This is a genomic window from Sulfitobacter pontiacus (assembly GCF_040790665.1).
GTDB classification, from domain to species: domain Bacteria; phylum Pseudomonadota; class Alphaproteobacteria; order Rhodobacterales; family Rhodobacteraceae; genus Sulfitobacter; species Sulfitobacter pontiacus.
The window spans coordinates 39,572-59,624 of sequence record NZ_CP160849.1 but is presented as its reverse complement, the minus strand read 5'-3'; the positions used below and the strand labels follow the sequence as shown (position 1 = coordinate 59,624).

Annotated in this window: 18 protein-coding genes; 4 read left to right on the top strand and 14 right to left on the bottom strand. The window is 61.0% G+C overall.

What is annotated here, in order from left to right; all coding sequences use genetic code 11:
- Positions 1-22: 22 nt before the first annotated feature.
- From AB1495_RS00260 to alr, 8 genes are all read right to left on the bottom strand, one after another.
- Complete coding sequence (locus AB1495_RS00260; RefSeq protein WP_009824837.1) at positions 23-673, bottom strand: SDR family oxidoreductase; 651 nt, start codon at positions 671-673, stop codon at positions 23-25.
- Between the two features lie 72 nt (positions 674-745).
- Entirely contained in the window at positions 746-1,012 is a 267-nt protein-coding gene (locus AB1495_RS00255) for a hypothetical protein (RefSeq protein ID WP_005853915.1), read from the bottom strand.
- Positions 1,013-1,231: 219 nt separating this feature from the next.
- A complete protein-coding gene (gene purF, locus AB1495_RS00250; protein ID WP_037944446.1) occupies positions 1,232-2,716 on the bottom strand; it encodes an amidophosphoribosyltransferase in 1,485 nt (494 codons plus the stop codon).
- A 186-nt stretch (positions 2,717-2,902) separates the two neighbouring features.
- Positions 2,903-3,457 carry a CvpA family protein gene (locus tag AB1495_RS00245; protein WP_005853908.1) on the bottom strand — a complete coding sequence of 185 codons (555 nt, stop codon included), beginning with the start codon at positions 3,455-3,457 and terminating at the stop codon, positions 2,903-2,905.
- Between the two features lie 28 nt (positions 3,458-3,485).
- Entirely contained in the window at positions 3,486-4,853 is a 1,368-nt protein-coding gene (gene radA, locus AB1495_RS00240; RefSeq protein WP_005853906.1) for a DNA repair protein RadA, read from the bottom strand.
- 60 nt (positions 4,854-4,913) lie between these two features.
- On the bottom strand, positions 4,914-5,681 hold the full coding sequence (locus AB1495_RS00235) for a DNA repair protein (protein WP_074634402.1): 768 nt from the start codon (positions 5,679-5,681) through the stop codon (positions 4,914-4,916).
- Between the two features lie 165 nt (positions 5,682-5,846).
- On the bottom strand, positions 5,847-6,320 hold the full coding sequence (locus tag AB1495_RS00230) for a paraquat-inducible protein A (protein WP_074634400.1): 474 nt from the start codon (positions 6,318-6,320) through the stop codon (positions 5,847-5,849).
- On the bottom strand, positions 6,310-7,344 hold the full coding sequence (gene alr / locus AB1495_RS00225; RefSeq protein ID WP_074634399.1) for an alanine racemase: 1,035 nt from the start codon (positions 7,342-7,344) through the stop codon (positions 6,310-6,312). Before alr ends, AB1495_RS00230 begins: the two co-directional genes overlap by 11 nt.
- A 237-nt stretch (positions 7,345-7,581) precedes the next feature.
- On the opposite strand from alr, the gene AB1495_RS00220 reads away from it, so the two are divergent.
- Together AB1495_RS00220 and AB1495_RS00215 are read left to right on the top strand one after the other, a co-directional pair.
- On the top strand, positions 7,582-8,898 hold the full coding sequence (locus AB1495_RS00220; protein ID WP_074634397.1) for a dienelactone hydrolase family protein: 1,317 nt from the start codon (positions 7,582-7,584) through the stop codon (positions 8,896-8,898).
- A 12-nt stretch (positions 8,899-8,910) separates the two neighbouring features.
- A complete protein-coding gene (locus tag AB1495_RS00215) occupies positions 8,911-9,636 on the top strand; it encodes a sterol desaturase family protein (protein ID WP_074634395.1) in 726 nt (241 codons plus the stop codon).
- 45 nt (positions 9,637-9,681) lie between these two features.
- Here the strand turns inward: AB1495_RS00215 and AB1495_RS00210 are convergent, their stop codons facing one another.
- From AB1495_RS00210 to AB1495_RS00195, 4 genes are all read right to left on the bottom strand, one after another.
- Positions 9,682-11,184 carry a replicative DNA helicase gene (locus AB1495_RS00210; RefSeq protein WP_005853895.1) on the bottom strand — a complete coding sequence of 501 codons (1,503 nt, stop codon included), beginning with the start codon at positions 11,182-11,184 and terminating at the stop codon, positions 9,682-9,684.
- Between the two features lie 157 nt (positions 11,185-11,341).
- Positions 11,342-12,022, bottom strand: coding sequence for an orotate phosphoribosyltransferase (locus AB1495_RS00205; protein WP_005853893.1), 681 nt, complete (start codon positions 12,020-12,022; stop codon positions 11,342-11,344).
- Between the two features lie 94 nt (positions 12,023-12,116).
- Positions 12,117-13,154, bottom strand: coding sequence for a dihydroorotase (gene pyrC, locus AB1495_RS00200; protein WP_074634394.1), 1,038 nt, complete (start codon positions 13,152-13,154; stop codon positions 12,117-12,119).
- Positions 13,155-13,223: 69 nt separating this feature from the next.
- The gene (locus AB1495_RS00195) at positions 13,224-14,225 is read right to left on the bottom strand and encodes a phosphoadenosine phosphosulfate reductase (RefSeq protein ID WP_074634392.1); all 1,002 of its coding nucleotides are present in this window, start codon (positions 14,223-14,225) and stop codon (positions 13,224-13,226) included.
- A 214-nt stretch (positions 14,226-14,439) separates the two neighbouring features.
- Here AB1495_RS00195 and AB1495_RS00190 point away from each other — a divergent pair, with 214 nt between their 5' ends.
- Positions 14,440-15,351, top strand: coding sequence for a MoxR family ATPase (locus AB1495_RS00190; protein WP_037944437.1), 912 nt, complete (start codon positions 14,440-14,442; stop codon positions 15,349-15,351).
- Between the two features lie 76 nt (positions 15,352-15,427).
- On the top strand, positions 15,428-16,690 hold the full coding sequence (locus AB1495_RS00185) for a VWA domain-containing protein (RefSeq protein WP_074634390.1): 1,263 nt from the start codon (positions 15,428-15,430) through the stop codon (positions 16,688-16,690).
- Here the strand turns inward: AB1495_RS00185 and purL are convergent.
- Together purL and AB1495_RS00175 are read right to left on the bottom strand one after the other, a co-directional pair.
- Positions 16,687-18,846: a phosphoribosylformylglycinamidine synthase subunit PurL gene (purL, locus tag AB1495_RS00180; protein WP_005853882.1), complete on the bottom strand. Its 2,160-nt coding sequence runs from the start codon at positions 18,844-18,846 to the stop codon at positions 16,687-16,689. The two genes, AB1495_RS00185 and purL, sit on opposite strands and share 4 nt — an antisense overlap.
- A 252-nt stretch (positions 18,847-19,098) precedes the next feature.
- Positions 19,099-20,004, bottom strand: coding sequence for a LysR family transcriptional regulator (locus tag AB1495_RS00175; protein WP_005853880.1), 906 nt, complete (start codon positions 20,002-20,004; stop codon positions 19,099-19,101).
- Positions 20,005-20,053: the final 49 nt, after the last annotated feature.

Sequence of the window (20,053 nt, the reverse complement as noted above, 5' to 3'; positions counted from 1 at the left end):
GGAGCCTTCACCGCATCATGTTTTAAGGCTGGGAAACAGCCAGTTGCGCCAGAATTTCAGCGGCTTGCGACTGTGGCGTGTTCAGCGCCTCGCGGTCTTCACCGGGGTGGAAACGCGCGCGTGTCGCGGTGGGCATGGGGGCGGGCGTCATGATGTGGACGCGCGGGCCGATTGCCACGGCTTCGGACTGCCAGCTTTTGGCCAGCGCGATCTGTGCGGCCTTGGTGGCCCCGTAGCTGCCAAAGAATTTGGTCGCCACAACCGGATCGTCAAAGAACACGGCCTGACCCGATTGCCCCAGCAGCGGTGCCACATAGGTGATCAGGGTCGAGGTGGCGGTGACGTTACAGGCGACCGATTTGGCCATGTCTTTGGCGTCGATGTGATCGGTCGGGGCCAAGGGGGCGGCATGGACAGCGGTGTGCAGCCAAAGGTCAAGGCTGCCCCAGCGGTCATAGATGCCACGGCACAGGGTCGCCATCGCATCGGCATTGGTGATGTCCATCGGTGCCAACGTCGCGCTGCCGCCGCGGGACTGGATGCGGTCGTCCAGCTCTTCCAGGGCACCGGTGGTTTTGGCGACTGCAATGATGTGATGCGTGTCGCAAAGTGCTTCGGCCAGGGCGGCACCAAGACCGCGGGACGCGCCAGTGATAAGAGCTGTTTTTGTCATGGGGTGGCTTTGCCTGAGCCACCGCCCCCCGTCAAGAGGGGCGCGGCACACGTGGTCATGTCGCGGGGCGTTTCACCCTTTGGGAAGTTTGAGCGTCACCGTGCGCCCGCGCTGCGCCAGAACCACGCTGTCGTCGCCAATGGCGGCGACGATGCCGTCGCTGATCTTGTCGTTCAAGGTCACGCGGTGAATGCGTCCGCGGCCATCGCGGATCAACGCGCCGGGGTCGGTCAGGCTGCCGAAGGTCCCAATCAGGGCGAGCTTGGGCAGGGACGCCTGCTGCGTTGCCAGATTAAGTGTTTTCTGCGGGGTCGGAGTGCCTTTTTCGTCAGTCGACATGGGTGCCTCTTGCTGCGCTTAGGGGGGCAAAGAATGGTTAGACCGAGGGGCTAACAAAGCTGCCTGACAGCCGAAAGAGGGCGCGGGGGAAGCTGGCAAAGACTGGCTTGCACGTCGGCAAAGCTTTGCCAGCGGTACGGGGGCGCGCAATAGCAAAAGGGCGGGCGAGGGGTTGAACCCTGCGCCCGCCCTTGCGGAACTTGTCGCGAAGCGGCGGCTTTATTCGGCGGCTGGCTTCATCTCGAACCCTTGATTGATCTGGTCGGCAGGGGTGACGGGGTAATCGCCCGAGAAGCACGCATCGCAATATTGAGGGCACTTGTTGTTGCGCCCCTCTGCCTCGCCCACGGCGCGGTAAAGCCCGTCGAGCGAAATGAACTTGAGGCTATCCACTTGCAAATGCTCGCGCATTTCCTCTTCGGACATGGTGGCCGCCAGCAGCTTTTCACGTTGCGGCGTGTCCACACCGTAGAAACAGGGCCACGCGGTGGGGGGCGAAGCAATGCGGAAGTGGACCTCTTTCGCGCCGGCATCAAGGATCATCTCTTTGATCTTGCGGCTGGTGGTGCCACGCACAACCGAATCGTCGACCAGAATGACCCGCTTGCCCTTGATCAGCGCGCGGTTCACGTTGAGCTTTAGCCTCACGCCCATGTTGCGGATCTGCTCGGTCGGTTCGATGAAGGTCCGGCCCATGTATTGGTTGCGGATAATCCCCATCGCATAGGGAATACCCGATTCGAGGCTGAAACCGATGGCCGCAGGGGTGCCGCTGTCGGGGACGGGGCAGACAAGATCCGCCTCTACCGGCGATTCCTTGGCCAGCTCGCGCCCGATGGCTTCGCGGGTTTCATAGACCGAACGACCGCCAAGGATGCTGTCGGGGCGGCTGAAATAGACGTGTTCAAAGATACAGAAACGCGATGCGACACGGCGGAAGGGGAAATGGCTTTCGACGCCCGAAGGGGTGATCACGACCATCTCGCCGGGCTCGATCTCGCGGACGAATTCGGCACCGATGATGTCCAGCGCGCAGGTCTCAGAGCTGAGCGCCCAACCGTCGCCAAGCTTGCCCAGAACCAGCGGGCGCACGCCCAAAGGATCGCGCACGCCGATCAGCTTGGTACGGGTCATCGCCACGACCGAAAACGCGCCTTCGACACGGCGCAGCGCGTCTTCCATGCGTTCGGGAATGTTGCGTTGCAGGGACCGCGCCATCAGGTGGATGATACATTCGCTGTCCGACGAGGACTGGAAGATCGACCCGCGTTCAATCAGCTCGCGGCGCAGGGCGTTGGCGTTGGTGATATTGCCATTATGGGCAATCGCGGCACCGCCCATGGCGAATTCGCCAAAGAAGGGCTGCACATCGCGGATCGCTGTCGGGCCTTTGTGACCAGAGGTCGAATAACGCACATGCCCGATAGACAGTTCGCCGGGCAGCGTCTCCATCACCTTTTGCGAGGTGAAGTTGTCGCGCACATAGCCGAAGCGGCGGGCGGACTGGAAACCGGCAGCGGGGTCATAGCTGACGATCCCGCCGGCTTCCTGACCACGGTGCTGCAACGCGTGCAGGCCGAGGGCCACAAAGTTCGAGGCGTCTGCAACGCCGATCACGCCGAACACCCCGCATTCTTCTTTGAGTTTATCCCCGTCATCTGCATCACGCAGATAGGAGGAATCAAACGGGTGCGCGGGGGGCATGATCTTGGACAACGGGGCAACTCCGAATCCGATGAAGGGATAGGGGCTATGTAGGACTTTGGGCGGGCCTTGTCACCCCGCCGTTACATTTTGCCCCCGCATATGCTGCGATGCAACATATGGCAGAAACGCAAACGCCCCCGAAAACGGGGGCGCATGTTTAACTTTTGGCAGTGTCAGCGGCGATTAGGCACCGCAGGCCCCAACCAACGCCTCGTAGCGGGTGGTGATCCAGCCCAATGCGGCTTCCGGGTTCTGCTCTTCGATCTGGCCGGTAAAGCGCCCGAAGACCTGTGCCGACCGGCTTTCGTCCACCATGGTGAAGGTCTGGCCGGTGATCACGGTGTCATAGACAAAGAAGGCGATGGCGACCAAGAGGATGCCGCGCGCCACGCCGAAAAGAAACCCGAGCCCCTGATCCAGACCACCCAGAACAGAGCGCTGCACCAGCGACGAAAACAGCGGGGTGAACAGCGAGACCACAATCAGCGCGATGGCAAAGACGATGGCAAAGGCCCCGATGATCGATAGTTCACAACTATCGGCAAGGAATTCGCCCACAACAGGGATCTCTGACACCAGCGGTTCAACCTGCGGCGCGAAGAGAAACGCAAGGATCGCGGCGGCAATCCAGCCCACGATCGCCATAAATTCGCGTACAAGCCCGCGGCCATAAGCCAGCAAAGCCGACAGAACGATGACAAGCGCCACAACCCCGTCAATGATGGTAAAACCTTCCATGGTCGTCTTGCCTTCCTTGAAGGGGCGGTTAGCCAGCCCCGAATATTTCGCCTACAAATCCGGTGAGATCGCTCATGGTGTTAAGCGTTATGCCGTTCTTGCCCACCGGTTTTCCGCCCGCGGGCGCGATGGCGCTGGTAAAACCAAGTTTTTGCGCTTCTTTCAACCTGTTTTCGGTCTGACTGGCGGGGCGTAGCGCACCGGATAGGCTGATTTCGCCGAAAACAACGGTTTCCGCGGGCAAGGCCACGTCTTCGCGCGCGCTGAGCAAGGCGGCCGCGACCGCCAAATCCGCCGCCGGCTCCGAGATTTTCATGCCGCCCGCCACGTTGAGGTAAACATCAAGCCCCGCAAAGGGGATGCCGCAACGGGCCTCTAGCACGGCGAGGATCATCGCCAGCCGTCCCCCGTCCCAGCCCACGACCGTACGCCGCGCCTGCGAATGAGGCGACGGGGCCACAAGCGCCTGAAGCTCGCATAAAACAGGGCGGGTGCCTTCGATACCTGCGAAAACCACTGAGCCCGCGGCGGGTGTGCCGCGTTCGGACAGAAACAGGGCAGAGGGGTTGGTGACCTCTGCCAGCCCTTCGCCGGTCATTTCGAACACGCCGATCTCGTCTGCGGGGCCAAAGCGGTTCTTGACCGCGCGCAGGATACGGAACTGGTGGCCGCGCTCGCCCTCGAAATACAGCACGGTATCGACCATATGCTCGACCACGCGCGGCCCCGCGATCTGCCCGTCCTTGGTGACATGCCCCACAAGAATCACGGAAACGCCGCGCCGTTTGGCAAAGCTTGTCAGCTCGTGCGCGGCGGCGCGGACCTGACTGACGGACCCGGGGGCGGAATCGACGTTATCGGCCCACATGGTCTGTATCGAATCGATGATGACCAGATCGGGCTTCACCTCTTCAAGCGTGGTCAGGATATCGCGCAGATTGGTTTCGGCGGCCAACTGCACCGAGGCGTCGGACAGCCCCAAACGCTGCGCACGCATACGGACCTGCGCCGAGGCTTCCTCTCCGCTGACGTAGATTGTTTTCAAACCGCTGCGGGCAAAATGGGCCGCTGCTTGCAGCAAAAGGGTGGATTTCCCGATGCCCGGATCGCCGCCCACCAGAATGGCAGAGGACGGTACCAGCCCGCCGCCCAAAACGCGGTCCAGCTCGGCAATGCCGGATTGGCTGCGGGGCGGGGGCGTGTCCTTGGTGGTGAGGTCGGTCAGCACCATCGCCGCGCCGCGACGGGTGCCAAGCGATTTGCTGGGTGGGCCGGATGAAATGCCCTTGTCCTGCTGGATCGTATTCCATTCGCCGCAGGCATCACAGCGCCCGGACCATTTGTTATAGGTCGCACCGCAAGCCGTGCACGAAAATGTAACGGGAGATTTAGCCATGCGTCTTTCTGGCCGAACAAAGGGGAAACGTCAAAGCAAAACCTTGGTGCCTGCGCGGGGTTACTCCGCTGCTTTGGGCGGCAGCTCTACCACGCGTGAATCGCGGGCCATTTCATCCGCCGATACCCTACGTTCGATTCCCAGTTCGGGCATGATCTCGCGCATTTCGGCGCGCAGGCGGTCCAGCTGTGCTGCGGCCACGCTTTCTTCCAGCTCGACCTCGTGCAGCCAGTGCTTCATTTCGGACGTGATGCCTTTGGCCTGATCCAGACGGCTGTTGAAGAGGTTCACTTCTTCCTGACGCTGCTTGAGGAAATTGCGCGCGCGTTCGATTTTCTCGTCGGCATAGACGGTCGCCAGCTCTTTCGAGATGTGGCTCATCTGCGCGGCGACTTCCAGAAGGGCGGGTTCAAGCGTGCTGAGATCAGGGTGATCGCGCAGATAGGCCAGCCGTTCGCGGACCGAGTCGAATTCGGAAGACATGTGAAAAACGTCACCCCGATCCGCCGCATGCACCGCCCCGTAGGCGCGGGTGATGTCATCCATGTTCAGCGCAAATTTGCGGTGCGATGTCTCAAGCTGCATGATGCGGCGGTTGGTGGGGATGAAAAAGCAGATGCCCACGGCCAGAATGGTCAGGCCGATCTGCGCATACATCCCTGCATTCTCAACGGGTTGCCCGTCATAGTTGAGCGGCAGTTCAATCCAGGCCCATTGGCTAAGCGCGGCCATAACGGTACAGACGGTGATCGCCACGGCGGCAACAGCGAAAACCGCGAATGCGAGTCTTTGAAAAAGATACTGAATAAGTGCCGTCAACGCGTTCATCTGTCTCACCTTGTGCTTGAGTTGCTGTTGTAAGCAAGAATATGCCGATGTTGGCAAAAGGCGAAGAAAATCTTGAAATTTCCGTAAATGAATCGAATTTACTTGGGAAATTCCGAGCAATTCTACCCAGGCGGGTGGATTGGTCGCGTGAAAACGCCGGCTTGCTTAGGCGATTTTCTGCGCGCGGTGCCCGATAAACAGGGATGCGAGGATGCAGCCTGTGAACAGGTATAGCCCCCAAGCCGTCTCGATCCGCCCGATGCCTATCCCCTTTGACAGGGTCACATAAAGCGCGATCAGAAACACATCCGCCATCGCCAATTTGCCGATTGTCTGCAAGACGGGAAGGGCGCGTGGGCCGATCAGGTGGAACTGAACCAGCGTCAGGCCGACGGTCTTCACATAGGGTGCGATAAGGGCAAAAAACGCGACGATCATCGCCAGAAACAGGTCGGTGTCCCAAAGGGATTTCAGACCGCTCAGGACAGAGATTTCGGTGAGCCCGAACAGCGGCAGCACGCCCGCCCGCAAAAGGGGCGCGGCCCATGCAACAGGGTAGAGGATCAGCAGAGACAGGTTTGCGACGCGCAGCAGCATATCAAAGCGATCTGCGCGGGGGCGTGCCCCATCACTCCACATAGACCCGGTCATAGCGCGCGCCAAGCGCGGTCAGCACCTCGTAGCCGATGGTGCCCGCAAACCCGGCGACCGTATCAACAGACTGATAGTTCCCGATCAGCTGCAAATGCTCTGGCACCTCTGTCAGGTTGGTCACATCGACGGTGATCAGATCCATAGAGACACGGCCAACAACGGGCAGTTTGCGCCCCTCGTGGGTGAAAGTGGCCCCGTTGCCCAAGGCGCGGATCAACCCGTCGGCATAACCCGCAGCAACCGTCGCGACCAATGTCGGGCGGGGTGCCGTCCAGGCGCAGCCATAGCCGACGGTCTGGCCCGTGGCGACTTCGCGCACCTGAATGACAGGCACATCCAGCGTCACCACCGGCATCGCATCGGCGAAGGGCAATCCGCCGTAGACCCCGATGCCCGGGCGGGTCAGGTCAAAGTGGTAGTCACGGCCAAGCATGATCCCCCCCGTCGCGGCCAAGGATCGTGGCACGTCCAACCCATCCGTCATCTCGCGGAAGGTCTTGAGTTGGCGGGCATTCATCGGGTGGTTCGGTTCATCCGCGCAGGCCAGATGCGACATGATCAAGGTCGGGTTCTGCGCCAGGGCGATGTCGCGCAGCGCGGCCCATTCCGCGGGGTCCATGCCAAGGCGGTTCATGCCGCTGTTCAGCTGCACCCCGAAACGATGGCCGGGCAGGGCTTCGACATGGGCGATCATCTGGTCGACCGAATTGATCATCGGCGTCAGTGCGGCGGACCGGATCATATCGGCGTCACCGGGCATATGCCCCGCAAAGACGTTGATCGCAGGGCCGGGCCCCAACACGCGACGCAGGGCCACGCCCTCTTCCGCGACAGCGACAAAGAACTTGCGCGCGCCTTGGGCGGCGAGAACCGGGGCCACGCGGTCAATGCCCAGACCATAGGCGTTTGCCTTGATCACGGCACCGGTGTCGCAGCCGGTCATTTTGTTCAGCGCCTGCCAATTGGCGGCAATCGCATTGAGGTCGATAGAGAGGGTGGCTGTTGTCATGGGATTTGTTTTGACCGTATGCCCGCCAAGGTCAAGCCACGACCAAGGCCACCGGCCAATAATCCCTCGCCTTGCGGGGACGCGGGCGGAGTGTTTGGTCCATTTCCCTAACGTAACGAAACCTTCGCATGATGCTTGCATGGTGGCGCGAACGCGATAGCTTGGTTCCTGACAAAAGACAGGCTGCGCGCAGTAGCCGGATATAAAACGGGAGAGAGTTCAATGCGAGTTTCAACAATGACAACGGGGCCCGTGCTGGCGGTGGTCACGGCGATGACCGCGCCTATGGCGCTGGCCGAGAACCGGATCGATACCCAGATGCCCACAGCCCCTGATATGGCGGCCTATGGCGACGAAGCGATCGGCGTGCGCCAGCTTGACCTGGTGCATAAGGACCAGATCGATATCCTGTCCATCGATCCCGCAGCGGACAAACCTGAAACCCTGCCGCGCTATGATCGCCCGCTGACGGTCGAGGTCTGGTACCCCGCCGCGGACGGGGCCACCGGCGACACCGCGATCAAGGCGTTCATCCGCGATGGCAAGACTGAGGTCACCTTGCAAGGCAAAGCCATGCGCGACGCGGAACCCGCACAGCCCGACGCGGCCTATCCGCTGGTCATCGTTTCCCACGGCTATCCCGGCAACCGCTTCCTGATGTCCCATCTGGCCGAGAATATCGCGTCGAAGGGCTATGTCGTGGCGTCGATCGATCACCTGGATTCCACCTATCGCACGCAGGCGGCCTTTGGCTCTACGCTGGTGAACCGGTCGCTGGACCAGCTTTTCGTGCTGGATGAAATGGCGCGTCTGTCGCAAGACGAAAGCTCTTTTCTCAATGGGTTGGTGGATGCGGATAACACCGGTTTGATCGGCTATTCCATGGGCGGCTACGGCGCGGTGATCACCGCAGGTGGTGGCGTGACCGAAGCGTCGGTCGGCTATGGCTGGGGCGGGCCGCATGGCACTTTGGGCATCCATCAGGCGGGGTCCGAGACGCATAACAACCTGCCCGACCCAAGGATCAAAACCGCCATCGCGATCGGCCCCTGGGGCATGAACACAGGCTTCTGGGATGCCGAAGGCTTGAAGGGCGTCCAGATCCCCATGCTGTTCATGGCCGGGTCCGAGGATATGGTATCGCTTTACGAAAAAGGCGTGCGCGCCATTTGGGAAAACGCCAGCAGCGTCGACCGCGCCTTGCTGACCTTTGAAAACGGCGGCCATAATGCGGCGGCCCCGATGCCTGCGCCTGCGGAATCCTTTCGCGATGACGCTGATCTGGGGTTCAACGTGTCGGGCCACTATACCGATCCGGTCTGGGACACGGTGCGCATGAACAACATCGCGCAGCATTTCGCCACCGTCTGGATGGCGCAGCACCTCAAGGGCGATGCCGAGATGGGGGCCTATCTTGATCTGGTCGAAAACTCCAACGACGGGGTCTGGTCGATGAACGAGGATGGCACCCCGAAGGAGGATCACAGCTATTGGAAGGGGTTCGACAAGGACACCGCCAAAGGGTTGCGCTATGAAACCCTGTCGCCCGAGTAAGGGGCACCACTGATGATGCGCTTGCGTATCATGTTCTCGCATGCGGCCGTCGTGGTGATGGCGGTCGCCTGTGGGGCGGGGCTGGTGGGATTGGCGCTGTTCGCGCCGCTATGGGTCTGGGCGCTGATCCCCTTGGGGGTCGCCGCGCAGATGCTGAATGAATACAACCTGCACCGCTATGTGTTCCACCTGTCGCCCCCGCGGGCGCAATGGGCATTCAACCTGCTGTATATGGCGCACTACGGTCATCATGATTTCCCGACCAACACCAAACTGTTTTTCGTGCCGATCTGGGTCGCTTTGCCGATGCTACTGGTGAACGGAGGGGTGCTGTGGGGTGTTCTTGCCCTATTGGGTGTGCCGCAGGCGGGCTGGATTGCCGTGGCCATCGTGCCAGTGGGCGGGGTGCTGACCTTTCTGGTCTATGAGTGGTTCCACATGACCGCCCATGTGAACGTGTCAAAAACGCGGGTAGAGCGTTATGTGACCACGCTCCACAACCAGCATCACTTCCGCGATTTCAGCAAGTGGTTCCACGTCAGCCCCGGCGGGGCCGTGATTGACCGCGCGATGGGGACGGCGATTGACCGCGAGGCGCTAAAGCACCAGCAACGGATTGAATTTATTCGTACTTTGGGGATGCGACCCAATGACCCAAGGCTGATCGCAGCGCGGGAGCGCTTTGCCGCGAAATACAACCTGTCAGAGACAGAGATCGCCCGCGCGGCGGTTGTCTGACCTCCGCACAGGGCGTGTATTCATCAAATTAACGGGGTGTGGCGATCAGAACTCCTGATCGCCGCCGCCATTTTCACTCTGCCACGGTTTCACAAGGTTGCCAAAGCGGGTGTAGCGCCCTTCAAAGCTGAGATCGACAGTACCAATCGGGCCGTGACGCTGCTTGCCGATGACCACTTCGGCGCGACCGTGCAGACGCTCCATCTCTTCTTGCCAGATCGCCATTTTATCCAGCTCGTGATCGCCGGGCTTTTCGCGTTCCTTATAGTACTCCTCGCGGAACACGAACATCACGACGTCGGCATCCTGTTCGATCGACCCGGATTCACGCAAGTCCGACAGCTGCGGGCGTTTATCTTCGCGGTTTTCCACCTGACGCGACAGCTGCGACAGGGCGATCACGGGAATGTTGAGCTCTTTCGCGATGGCCTTGAGGCCCATGGTGATTTCCGAGATTTCGTTCACCCGGTTTTCGCCTTTGCCCGTCCCGCGTACCAGCTGGAGGTAGTCGATAATCAACACGTCCAGCCCGTGCGTCCGCTTGAGCCGCCGCGCACGGGCGGCCAGCTGGCTGATCGGCAGGGCGGGCGTGTCGTCGATATAAAGCGGGCAGGCTTCCAGCGCTTTGGCGGCATCGACGAAACGGCGGAATTCGGTCTCTGTCATATCACCCGACCGGATCTGGTGGGACGGGATCTCGGCCGCTTCGGACAGGATACGCGCAGCCAACTGCTCCGCGCTCATCTCGAGGCTGTAGAACCCGACAACGCCACCATCTACAGCGCCTTCGGTGCCGTCATGCAAGGTGCCCCGGCGGTAGGCTTTGGCGACGTTGAAGGCGATGTTCGTCGCAAGCGAGGTTTTCCCCATCGACGGACGACCGGCAAGGATCAAAAGGTCAGAGGGGTGCAAACCGCCCAGCTTTTTATCCATATCAATCAGACCGGTAGAGACACCGGATAGGCCACCGTCGCGCTGGTAGGCCGCATTGGCCACGTTGACCGCGTCGGTCACGGCTTTCAGAAAGCTCTGGAAACCGCTTTCGGTCTGACCCTGCTCGGCGAGCTTATAGAGCTTCTGTTCGGCCTCGACGATCTGTTCGCGCGGCTCTGACGCGACATCGACCTGTGCGGCTTTGGCCGCGATGTCACGGCCTAGCTGGATCAGGTCGCGGCGCACCGCCAGATCATAGATCATCTGCGCATAGTCGCGCACGGCAAAGGCGCTGATCGCGGCACCGGCAAGGCGCACCAGATAGGCGGGGCCACCCAGCTCTTTCAGCCCTTCGTCATCCTCCATAAACGCCTTGAGCGTCACGGGGGAGGCAAGGTTGTTCTTGGCGATCCGCGCGGCGGCGATCTCGAAAATACGGGCGTGAACGGGGTCGTAGAAATGCTTGGGACCGATGACAGACGCCACGCGGTCGTAGATATCGTTGTTGGTCAGGATCGCGCCCAACAACTGCTGTTCCGCTTCGATGGAATGCGGCATTGTCTCGGCCGCTTGAACCGTTAGCTGGTTACCGTCGATGCTTGAAATCTCGTTCATGCTACGTGTTGCCCCACTGATTAATGACCCGAGGCTTATCTACCCGAGCCGCCCGTCATCCCGCAATCTTTATAAGCTGTGGATAACCTGATCTCTGCGCTAGCGTAGCATATGTCGCGTGATTTTACACCACGCGACACAATATCATGTGGATTGCTTAGGTTTTTTTCCGCGCATCCTGCCACGCTTCGGGCGCGTTCAGGAAGGCTTCGACTTCGGTCAGGGTTTCTGTGTCAAACGCGTTCTGCGCTTTGGCCTCTGCCAGCACATCCCACCAGGTGCACAGGCTGTGCAACGTAACCCCGTGATCGCCCAAGGTCTTTTCTGTCTGCGGAAAAATGCCGTAGTAAAAGATCACCGCCGTATGCGCGCAGGTTGCACCGGTATCGCGAATCGCGTCGACAAAGCTGATCTTCGAGCCGCCATCGGTGGTTAGATCCTCGACCAGTAAAACCCGTTGGCCTTCGGTCATTTCACCTTCGATGCGGGCGTTGCGGCCATAGCCTTTGGGCTTCTTGCGCACATAGGTCATGGGCAGCGCCATGCGCTCGGCCACCATCGCGGCAAAGGGGATGCCCGCGGTTTCACCGCCCGCGATATTGTCAAACGCCTCGAACCCCGCTTCGCGCATCACTGTGACGGTCAGGAAGTCCATCAAGGTGGCGCGGATGCGCGGATAGCTGATCAGCTTGCGGCAATCGATATAGGTCGGGCTCGGCAGGCCGGAGGCGAGGGTAAAGGGCTCTGCCGCGTTGAAATGAACGGCCTTGATCTCCAGCAACATCCGCGCGGTCAAGCGCGCCATTTCGGTAGAGTCGGGGTAGCTGGTGGGGATCATGTCATGCGTTCCTTTTGGGGCCTTGGCGTTGAGGGCGGTGGTGGCCGGTCTCATCCTGCTGCGACCGGCAAACTGTCTTTGGTAGGGGGGGGCGTCAGTCGGTGACGGACCAGTTCAGCGGCATCATCGGATCGAACACGGTGACCGGCCCGTCGGGCGTGTCGATGTGATCGGGGTAGGTCGCCGGTGTGCGGGTCAGCGTCATCGTCGCCTCGTTCGGGGCCAGCCCGTAGAAATCCGGCCCGTTCAGCGAGGTAAACCGTTCCAATTGGTCCAGCGCGTCTTCCTGTTCAAAGACCTCGGCCAAGATCGACATCGTATTGGGCGCGGTAAAGCAGCCGGCACAGCCGCAGGGCAGCAGCTTGTTCGCGTCCGTGTGAGGCGCGGAATCCGTGCCCAGAAAGAAGCGCGCGTCGCCCGAAGTCGCGGCAGCGCGCAGGGCCAGACGGTGGCTTTCACGTTTGGCGACGGGCAGGCAATAGTAATGCGGTTTGATCCCACCGGCGAGGATATGGTTGCGGTTGATCACCAGATGGTGCGTGGTGATGGTCGCGCCCAGATTGCCGGTGCTTTCCGTGACATATTGGGCGGCGTCGGCGGTGGTAATATGCTCCATCACGACTTTCAGCCCCGCATGACGGGTGCGGATCGGGTCAAGCACGCGGTCGATGAACACGGCCTCGCGGTCGAAAATGTCGATCTCGGGGTCGGTTACCTCGCCGTGGGTGCACAGGGGCAGGCCGATCTCGGCCATGCGTTCCAGCACGGGCGCAACAGTGTCAAAGTTCGACACGCCGCTGGCTGAATTTGTCGTCGCACCGGCGGGGTAGAGCTTGACCGCGGTGATCAACCCGCTGGCATGGGCGGCGGCCACATCGTCGGGATCGGTATCCTCGGTCAGATACAGGGTCATCAGCGGTTTGAAATCCGCGCCCTCGGGCAGTGCCGCCAGGATACGATCGCGGTAGGCGGCTGCATCGGCACCGCGCACCACCGGGGGCACCAGATTGGGCATGATGATGGCGCGGGCAAAATGCGCGGCGGTATGGGGCAACACGGCGTCCAGCATCGCGCCGTCGCGCAGGTGCAGGTGCCAATCATCGGGGCGTCGAAGCGTGAGGGTCTGTGTCATGGGCTCCCCGCTAGCACAGGGCGTGCGGGCGCGCTAGTCTCGGGTTGGTCAAAGGGACCGCAGCAACCGTCAGCCGGTGGTTTTGGCTGCATCCTGCGATGGCGTATCCTGTTCCTCTGCAGTCCCGTTTTCCTGTGCGACGCGCAGGGCCAGTTCGGCCTCTAACTGCTTTTTGCGCCGGACAAACCGAGGGGCCGACATATGCCCTGTCACGAAATTGCATAGCGTGAGCGTCAACGGATCGCGCTGCTCGCGTTCCAGCGCGGCAAGCAGGCCTTTCAGATAGGGGCGGTGATCGCGGCGCGCCCGGGCGATGCGTGCAAAGCTTTCTATTGTCAGCTCGCCATCGGCTGCAAGGGTCAGCAGGTTTTCGAACTGGTCAAGCTCCAGCAGTTTCGATTGCAACGCCGTGCCCATCCGCCGCATCCGAAGTTTGGTCACATTGGGGCGGGTAAAGAGGCTGGCATGCATCGCGTCCAGCGGCACAGTCGGGTCATAGATCACAAAAGCGGCCTCGGCCGCGTCCAGCATATCGGGGGCATATCCGAACCGGGAGGTGAAATCCGTGCGCCGCATCTCGACAAAGCGATCGTCCCATTCGGTCACGCTGGGGTCCAGCGTCGCTTGCGGCTGGATGGCAACGACCTTCGCCCCCGGTGCCGCGACAGAGAATGCCGCAGCCGCATAGCCGCCCGGACCCGCGCCATAAAAGACCACGCGGTCAAAGCCGTCGAAAAAGCCATCGTCGATCAGCCGGTCGAAAAACGCGTAAACTGGCGCGTCCCGGAACCATGTGTCCCCTTCTGACGCCAGACAAAGATGCGACCAGCCTTCGCTGCGCACCATTTCCCACCCCAAAGGATGCGCCATCGATGACAAGGCGCGCATCCCGTTGATGGTTTCAAAGCTAACCAGCAGGGTAGAGGATTTTTCCAGAAACATCGCGTGGTGTCGTGACCCGAGCGCTTCATAGAACCCGCCATTCTGCGCGACCTGCTTCACAGCATCCATCCACTCGCTTTTGGAATAGTCCTCAAAAGACGTGTCGAGCGTTACGGCGGTATCGATCATGGTAAACTTCCTCAATCGTATCTGGGCACAGGAAACCCCCTGGCTTTTGGTCTGAGGTATCGGCGCATTAAGGCGAAAATGCGGAGATTTGAAGCACATTTATAGCACATTCTGTGGTCGCTCCAAGGCATAGAGTCTGCTGAACCCCGTGCAGACCCCTTGACCGCGCGGGATCAGAATGCACCACTCGTCCCAATCACAACCGGAGAATGCCATGCAACTGCCCCCTTCGATCGACGCCGTGCAAGAGCTGCTTGCGGGGCAGGGATATGTCTGCGGGCGGCCTTTGGCCACGGTGGTGTTCCTGAGCCTGACCTTGGGCCGGCCGCTGTTCCTCGAGGGAGAGGCAGGCGTCGGCAAGACAGAGATCGCCAAAGCATTGGCGCTGGCCTTGGACCGCAAGTTGATCCGGTTGCAATGCTATGAAGGGCTGGATGCCGCCACGGCGGTCTACGAATGGAACTTCCCTGCCCAGATGGTGGCAATCCGCACGGCTGAGGCCACCGGCGATCGCTCGCGACAGCAGCTCACAACAGAACTCTTTAGCGACGACTTTCTGATCGAACGCCCCTTGCTCGAAGCGATGCGTCCTGACGGACGCGGCGCCCCCATCCTGTTGATCGACGAGCTTGACCGCACGGACGCCCCGTTCGAAGCCTTCCTGCTTGAGGCGCTCAGCGATTTTCAGGTCACGATCCCCGAACTCGGCACGATCAAGGCTCCTGAGCCCCCCATTGTGATCCTGACCTCGAACCGCACGCGCGAGGTGCATGACGCGCTCAAACGCCGCTGTCTCTATCACTGGGTCGACTATCCCGATTTCCCCCGCGAGATGGAGATCCTGGCCGCCCGCGCCCCCGAAGCCTCGGCCGCGCTCAGCCGCGAGGTCGTGGCCTTTGTCCAGCACCTTCGGACCGAGGACCTGTTCAAGAAGCCCGGCGTGGCCGAAACCATTGATTGGGCAAAATGTCTGCTGGCGCTGGATGTGATCAACCTCAGCCCCGAAACCATTGCGGATACGCTTGGGGCGATCCTGAAATACCAGGATGATATCGCCAAACTGCAAGGATCAGAGGCGAAACGCATCCTCGATCAAGCCAAAGCCACGCTGGACGCGACCCCTTGACGGATACTGCCGCTTCCAAATGGTCTAAAATCCTCGGGGGTCCGGGGGCCGACAGCCCCCGGCGGCTGGCGACCTGATGGAACATCTGCCCCTGGATTTGCCCGATAACCCCAAACTTGCCGGCAATATCACCCATTTCGCCCGTGCCCTGCGTCGCGCCGGTTTGCCTATTGGCCCCGGTCGCGTGATTGACGCAATCCGCGCGGTAGAGGTGGCGGGGTTCACCGATAAAACCGACTTCTACTGGACCCTGCACGCCTGCTTTGTGAACCGTCCTGAACACCGGACCATCTTTGCGCAGCTCTTCCGGCTTTATTGGCGCGACCCGCGGTATCTGGAACATATGATGGCCGCGATGCTGCCCGCGATCCGTGGCGTGCAGGAAGACCGCCCCGCTCAAGCCGCCGAGAAACGCGCGGCAGAGGCATTGCTGGACGGTGCCGAAGCGCCGGAACGCGACCGCGAAGAACCGCAAGACGAGCGCGAGACAGAGATCGAGGTCGATGCCAGCCTGACCATGTCCTCGCAAGAACGGCTGCGTAGTCTTGATTTCGAATTGATGAGCATCGGGGAGGTGGCGGAGGCCAAAAAGATGCTGGCGCGGTTGCGCCTGCCGGTCAAACCCGTGCCGTCCCGCCGTGCCATGACGTCCCCAAGGGGGCGGATCGACGCGGGGCGCAGCCTGCGGGCCGCGCTGCGCCGGGGCGGAGAGATGGACAAGCTGGTGCTGAAAACCCCGCGCCCACGCTATCCCAATCTGGTGGTGCTGTGCGATATCTCCGGTTCCATGAGCCAATATTCCCGCATGGTGCTGCATTTCCTGCATGCGGTGAGCAATGCCAAGGGCGCGGGGTGGGCGCAAGTGCATGCGTTTACCTTTGGCACGCGGCTGACCAATATCACCCGCCATCTGGCGACGCGCGACGTGGATGCAGCGCTCAAGGCGGCGGGGGCAGAGGCGCAGGATTGGGAGGGCGGCACGCGCATCGGGGCCTGCATAGAGGCGTTCAACCGCGATTGGTCGCGGCGGGTCATGGGGCAGGGTGCGGTTGTGCTGTTGATCACTGATGGGCTGGACCGCGATGCGCCCGATGATCTGGCGCGACAGATGCAGCGGTTGCACCTGTCCGCACGTCGGCTGATCTGGCTAAATCCGCTGCTGCGGTGGGACGGGTTCGCGCCCAAAGCGGCGGGTATCCGTGCGATGTTGCCCTTCACCGACAGCTTTCGGGCCGGTCACTCGATTGCGTCGTTGCAAGAACTGGCAGAGGTGATCTCCCGCCCCGATGACCGGGGCGAGAAACCGCGTTTGATGCAGATGATAGGGGCGACCCCTTAGGCGAAGGTTTCAGCAAAAGCCCCGCGATAGGTCGCTGACAGGTCAGCCAAAGGCGCTTTGACGCCGCCGAAGTTGACTTGATCCCCGCCGAACTTGCCGACGCTTTCCAGATGCAGACCGGCGTTTTGCGCGGCGATCATCAGGGCTTCGGCCTGATCGAAGTTACAGGCGATCAGATAGCGGGCTTGATCCTCGCCAAACAGAACCTGCGTATCGGCAGAATCCAGGGTCACGCCGACGCCGGCCTCGTCCGCCAGTTCAAAGGCTGCCAGTGCCAGACCGCCATCCGACAGGTCGGTGCAGGCTTTGATCAACGCGCGGTTGGCACGGATGAATTCACCGTGGGCCTTCTCCAGCGCCAGATCGACATGGGGGGCGTCGCCATCGCGGCGGTTGAACACTTCAAGCAGCAGGGCGGATTGTCCGATGTGACCTTCGGTGGCCCCCAGAACCAAAGCGACATGGCCCTCGCGGACCTCTTTGCCGATGATCTCGTCCGTGTGCTTCAGCAGGCCGACCGCGCCAATGGTGGGGGTGGGCAGAATGCCTTTGCCGTCGGTTTCGTTATACAGCGACACGTTGCCCGATACGATCGGCATGTCCAGCGCGGCAACCGCTTCGCCGATGCCTTTCAGCGCGCCGACGAACTGGCCCATGATCTCGGGCTTTTCGGGGTTGCCGAAGTTAAGGTTGTCTGTGGTCGCCAGCGGCAGTGCCCCCACGGCACAGAGGTTGCGGTAGGCTTCGGCCACGGCCTGTTTGCCGCCTTCGACAGGGTTCGCCTTGACGTAGCGGGGCGTCACATCCGAGGTAAAGGCGATCGCCTTGTCGGTGCCATGCACGCGTACGATGCCTGATCCCAGACCGGGGGTGCGGGCGCTGTCGCCCATGACCATCGTGTCGTATTGTTCAAACACCCACGCTTTGGACGCGTAGTTCGGGCTGGAGATCAGCGCGCTCAACCCGTCGATGGGGTCGATGCCGGGGACATCCGACAGCGGTTCGGCTGCGGGTGTCTCGACATAGGGGCGGTCGTATTCGGGCGCGTTGCCTGACAGCGCTTTAAGCGGCAGGTCGGCTTTGACCTCGCCATTGTGCACGATCAAGAAACGGTCTTCGGCGATTGTTTCGCCCACGATGGCGAAATCGAGGTCCCATTTGTCGAAGACGGCCTTCGCCTCTGCCTCAAGCTCGGGGCGCAGGACCATCAGCATCCGTTCCTGGGATTCCGACAGCATCATCTCGTAGGCGGTCATGGCGTGTTCGCGGGTCGGGACCTTTTCGAGGTCCAGACGTACACCAAGGTTGCCCTTATCGCCCATTTCCACGGCAGAGCAGGTCAGACCCGCAGCGCCCATATCCTGAATGGAGATCACGGCACCGGTCGCCATCAGTTCGAGCGTGGCTTCCATCAGGCGTTTTTCGGTGAAGGGGTCGCCAACCTGAACCGTGGGACGTTTGTCTTCGATGGTGTCGTCGAACTCGGCCGATGCCATCGTCGCGCCGCCCACACCGTCGCGGCCGGTTTTCGCACCAAGGTAAACGACCGGCATGCCAACGCCGGAAGCGGCGGAATAGAAGATCTTGTCGGTGTCGGCCAAACCTGCCGCAAAGGCGTTCACAAGGCAGTTGCCGTCATAGGCGGTGTCAAAGCGCACTTCGCCGCCCACCGTGGGCACGCCAAAGCAGTTACCATAGCCGCCAACGCCTGCAACCACGCCATGCACCAGCTGACGGGTCTTGCGGTGGTCGGGCGACCCGAAGCTAAGAGAGTTCATCGCCGCGATCGGACGCGCGCCCATCGTAAAGACGTCCCGCAGGATGCCGCCCACGCCAGTCGCCGCACCCTGATAGGGTTCGATGTAGGACGGGTGGTTGTGGCTTTCCATTTTGAAGACCAGCGCTTGCCCGTCGCCGATATCAACGATGCCCGCATTCTCGCCCGGTCCGCAGATCACCTGTGGGCCTTCGGTCGGCAGGGTACGCAGCCATTTCTTCGACGACTTGTAGGAACAGTGTTCGTTCCACATGGCCGAAAAGATGCCCAGTTCGGTAAAGGTGGGTTCGCGCCCGATGATATCCAGAATACGCTGATATTCTTCGGCATTGATGCCGTGGCTGGAAATCAGGTCTTGGGTGATGGCTGGTTCGGTCATGGTGCGCGTTTTCCCCTAGCAATATGCCACACCTCTTAGATCAAGCGCAGCGCGGGGAAAAGACCTAAGGCTCGTGAAGGGCCATAGCCAAAAAAAAGGCCGAGCACGAAGCTCGGCCGAGTCCAACAGGGAGGTATGAAGTAGCGGCGCGGAGCCGCCCGTCTTCATACCGCCCAATTAAGTGGCGTTCGTGCACGGTTCAAGGATGGAATCGTTAATCTATGACATGCCCGTTATGCGGTTTTCGCATAGCTAGTGGGACTCTTTCTCGCGCAGCAGTTTGCGGTGGGTAATGATCTCGTCCTGCACGAAGTCTTTAAAGGCCGCGACCCGCTTGGAGGCGCGCAATTCTTCGGGGTAGGCAAGGAATACGGGCACATCCGCCGACTCGGTCTCTGGCAGAACTTGCACCAGGTCGGGGAAGTCTTGGATGAGGTAGTCGGGCAGAACGCCGATCCCGAGGTTGTTGATCACCGCTTGCAATACGCCAAAGTAGTTGTTCACCGTCAGCATCGACCGCACGTCATGCATCATAAGCTGCTGGATCAGGTTCAGACCCGCATGCACCTGGTTGCTGTCGGTGTTCTGGCAGATCAGGCGGTGGTCCGACATATCCTCAAGCCGCTGGGGCGTGCCGTTCGCCGCAAGATAGGCGGGCGAGGCGTACATGCACATCTTGATCATCATCAGCTTCTTGCGCACCAGATCGGCTTGCGACGGCTCTTTCATGCGGATGGCGACATCGGCTTCGCGCATGGGCAGGTCAAGGACGCGCTCTTCGAGCATCAGGTCGACCTTGAGGTCGGGGTATTTCTCGTAGAGCTTCGGCAGACGCGGGGCCAGCCATAGGGTGCCAAAGCCCGTGGTCGTGGTGACACGCAATTCGCCAAAGACTTCTTCCTCACTGTCGCGGATGCGCGCAGCGGCGGTATCAAGCCGTTTGGACATGGCGACGGTGGCGTCGAACAGCAGCTCGCCTTGTTCGGTCAGGATCAGGCCGCGTGCATGGCGGTGGAAAAGGTTGGTATTCAGCTGCTCTTCCAGTCCGCGGATCTGGCGACTGACGGCAGATTGCGACAAATTCAGCTTGTCGCCCGCATGGGTCAAGCTGCCCGCGTCCGCCACGGCGTGAAATATTCTGAGCTTGTCCCAATCCATGAGGACTACCTTTATAATGAGCGCAGTGTTCGCAAGAACGGTCATCTTT

Excerpts from the sequence above, each read along its gene's own strand:
- AB1495_RS00215 (WP_074634395.1), top strand. The coding sequence starts at position 8,911 with ATGATGCGCTTGCGTATCATGTTCTCGCATGCGGCCGTCGTGGTGATG.
- purL (WP_005853882.1), bottom strand. The coding sequence starts at position 18,846 with ATGACCGAACCAGCCATCACCCAAGACCTGATTTCCAGCCACGGCATC.
- AB1495_RS00245 (WP_005853908.1), bottom strand. The coding sequence starts at position 3,457 with ATGGAAGGTTTTACCATCATTGACGGGGTTGTGGCGCTTGTCATCGTT.
- AB1495_RS00195 (WP_074634392.1), bottom strand. The coding sequence starts at position 14,225 with ATGATCGATACCGCCGTAACGCTCGACACGTCTTTTGAGGACTATTCC.
- AB1495_RS00220 (WP_074634397.1), top strand. The coding sequence starts at position 7,582 with ATGACAACGGGGCCCGTGCTGGCGGTGGTCACGGCGATGACCGCGCCT.
- AB1495_RS00260 (WP_009824837.1), bottom strand. The coding sequence starts at position 673 with ATGACAAAAACAGCTCTTATCACTGGCGCGTCCCGCGGTCTTGGTGCC.
- purF (WP_037944446.1), bottom strand. The coding sequence starts at position 2,716 with ATGCCCCCCGCGCACCCGTTTGATTCCTCCTATCTGCGTGATGCAGAT.
- AB1495_RS00230 (WP_074634400.1), bottom strand. The coding sequence starts at position 6,320 with ATGTGGAGTGATGGGGCACGCCCCCGCGCAGATCGCTTTGATATGCTG.
- AB1495_RS00235 (WP_074634402.1), bottom strand. The coding sequence starts at position 5,681 with ATGAACGCGTTGACGGCACTTATTCAGTATCTTTTTCAAAGACTCGCA.
- pyrC (WP_074634394.1), bottom strand. The coding sequence starts at position 13,154 with ATGACACAGACCCTCACGCTTCGACGCCCCGATGATTGGCACCTGCAC.
- AB1495_RS00205 (WP_005853893.1), bottom strand. The coding sequence starts at position 12,022 with ATGATCCCCACCAGCTACCCCGACTCTACCGAAATGGCGCGCTTGACC.
- radA (WP_005853906.1), bottom strand. The coding sequence starts at position 4,853 with ATGGCTAAATCTCCCGTTACATTTTCGTGCACGGCTTGCGGTGCGACC.
- AB1495_RS00210 (WP_005853895.1), bottom strand. The coding sequence starts at position 11,184 with ATGAACGAGATTTCAAGCATCGACGGTAACCAGCTAACGGTTCAAGCG.
- AB1495_RS00185 (WP_074634390.1), top strand. The coding sequence starts at position 15,428 with ATGGAACATCTGCCCCTGGATTTGCCCGATAACCCCAAACTTGCCGGC.
- AB1495_RS00255 (WP_005853915.1), bottom strand. The coding sequence starts at position 1,012 with ATGTCGACTGACGAAAAAGGCACTCCGACCCCGCAGAAAACACTTAAT.
- AB1495_RS00190 (WP_037944437.1), top strand. The coding sequence starts at position 14,440 with ATGCAACTGCCCCCTTCGATCGACGCCGTGCAAGAGCTGCTTGCGGGG.
- alr (WP_074634399.1), bottom strand. The coding sequence starts at position 7,344 with ATGACAACAGCCACCCTCTCTATCGACCTCAATGCGATTGCCGCCAAT.
- AB1495_RS00175 (WP_005853880.1), bottom strand. The coding sequence starts at position 20,004 with ATGGATTGGGACAAGCTCAGAATATTTCACGCCGTGGCGGACGCGGGC.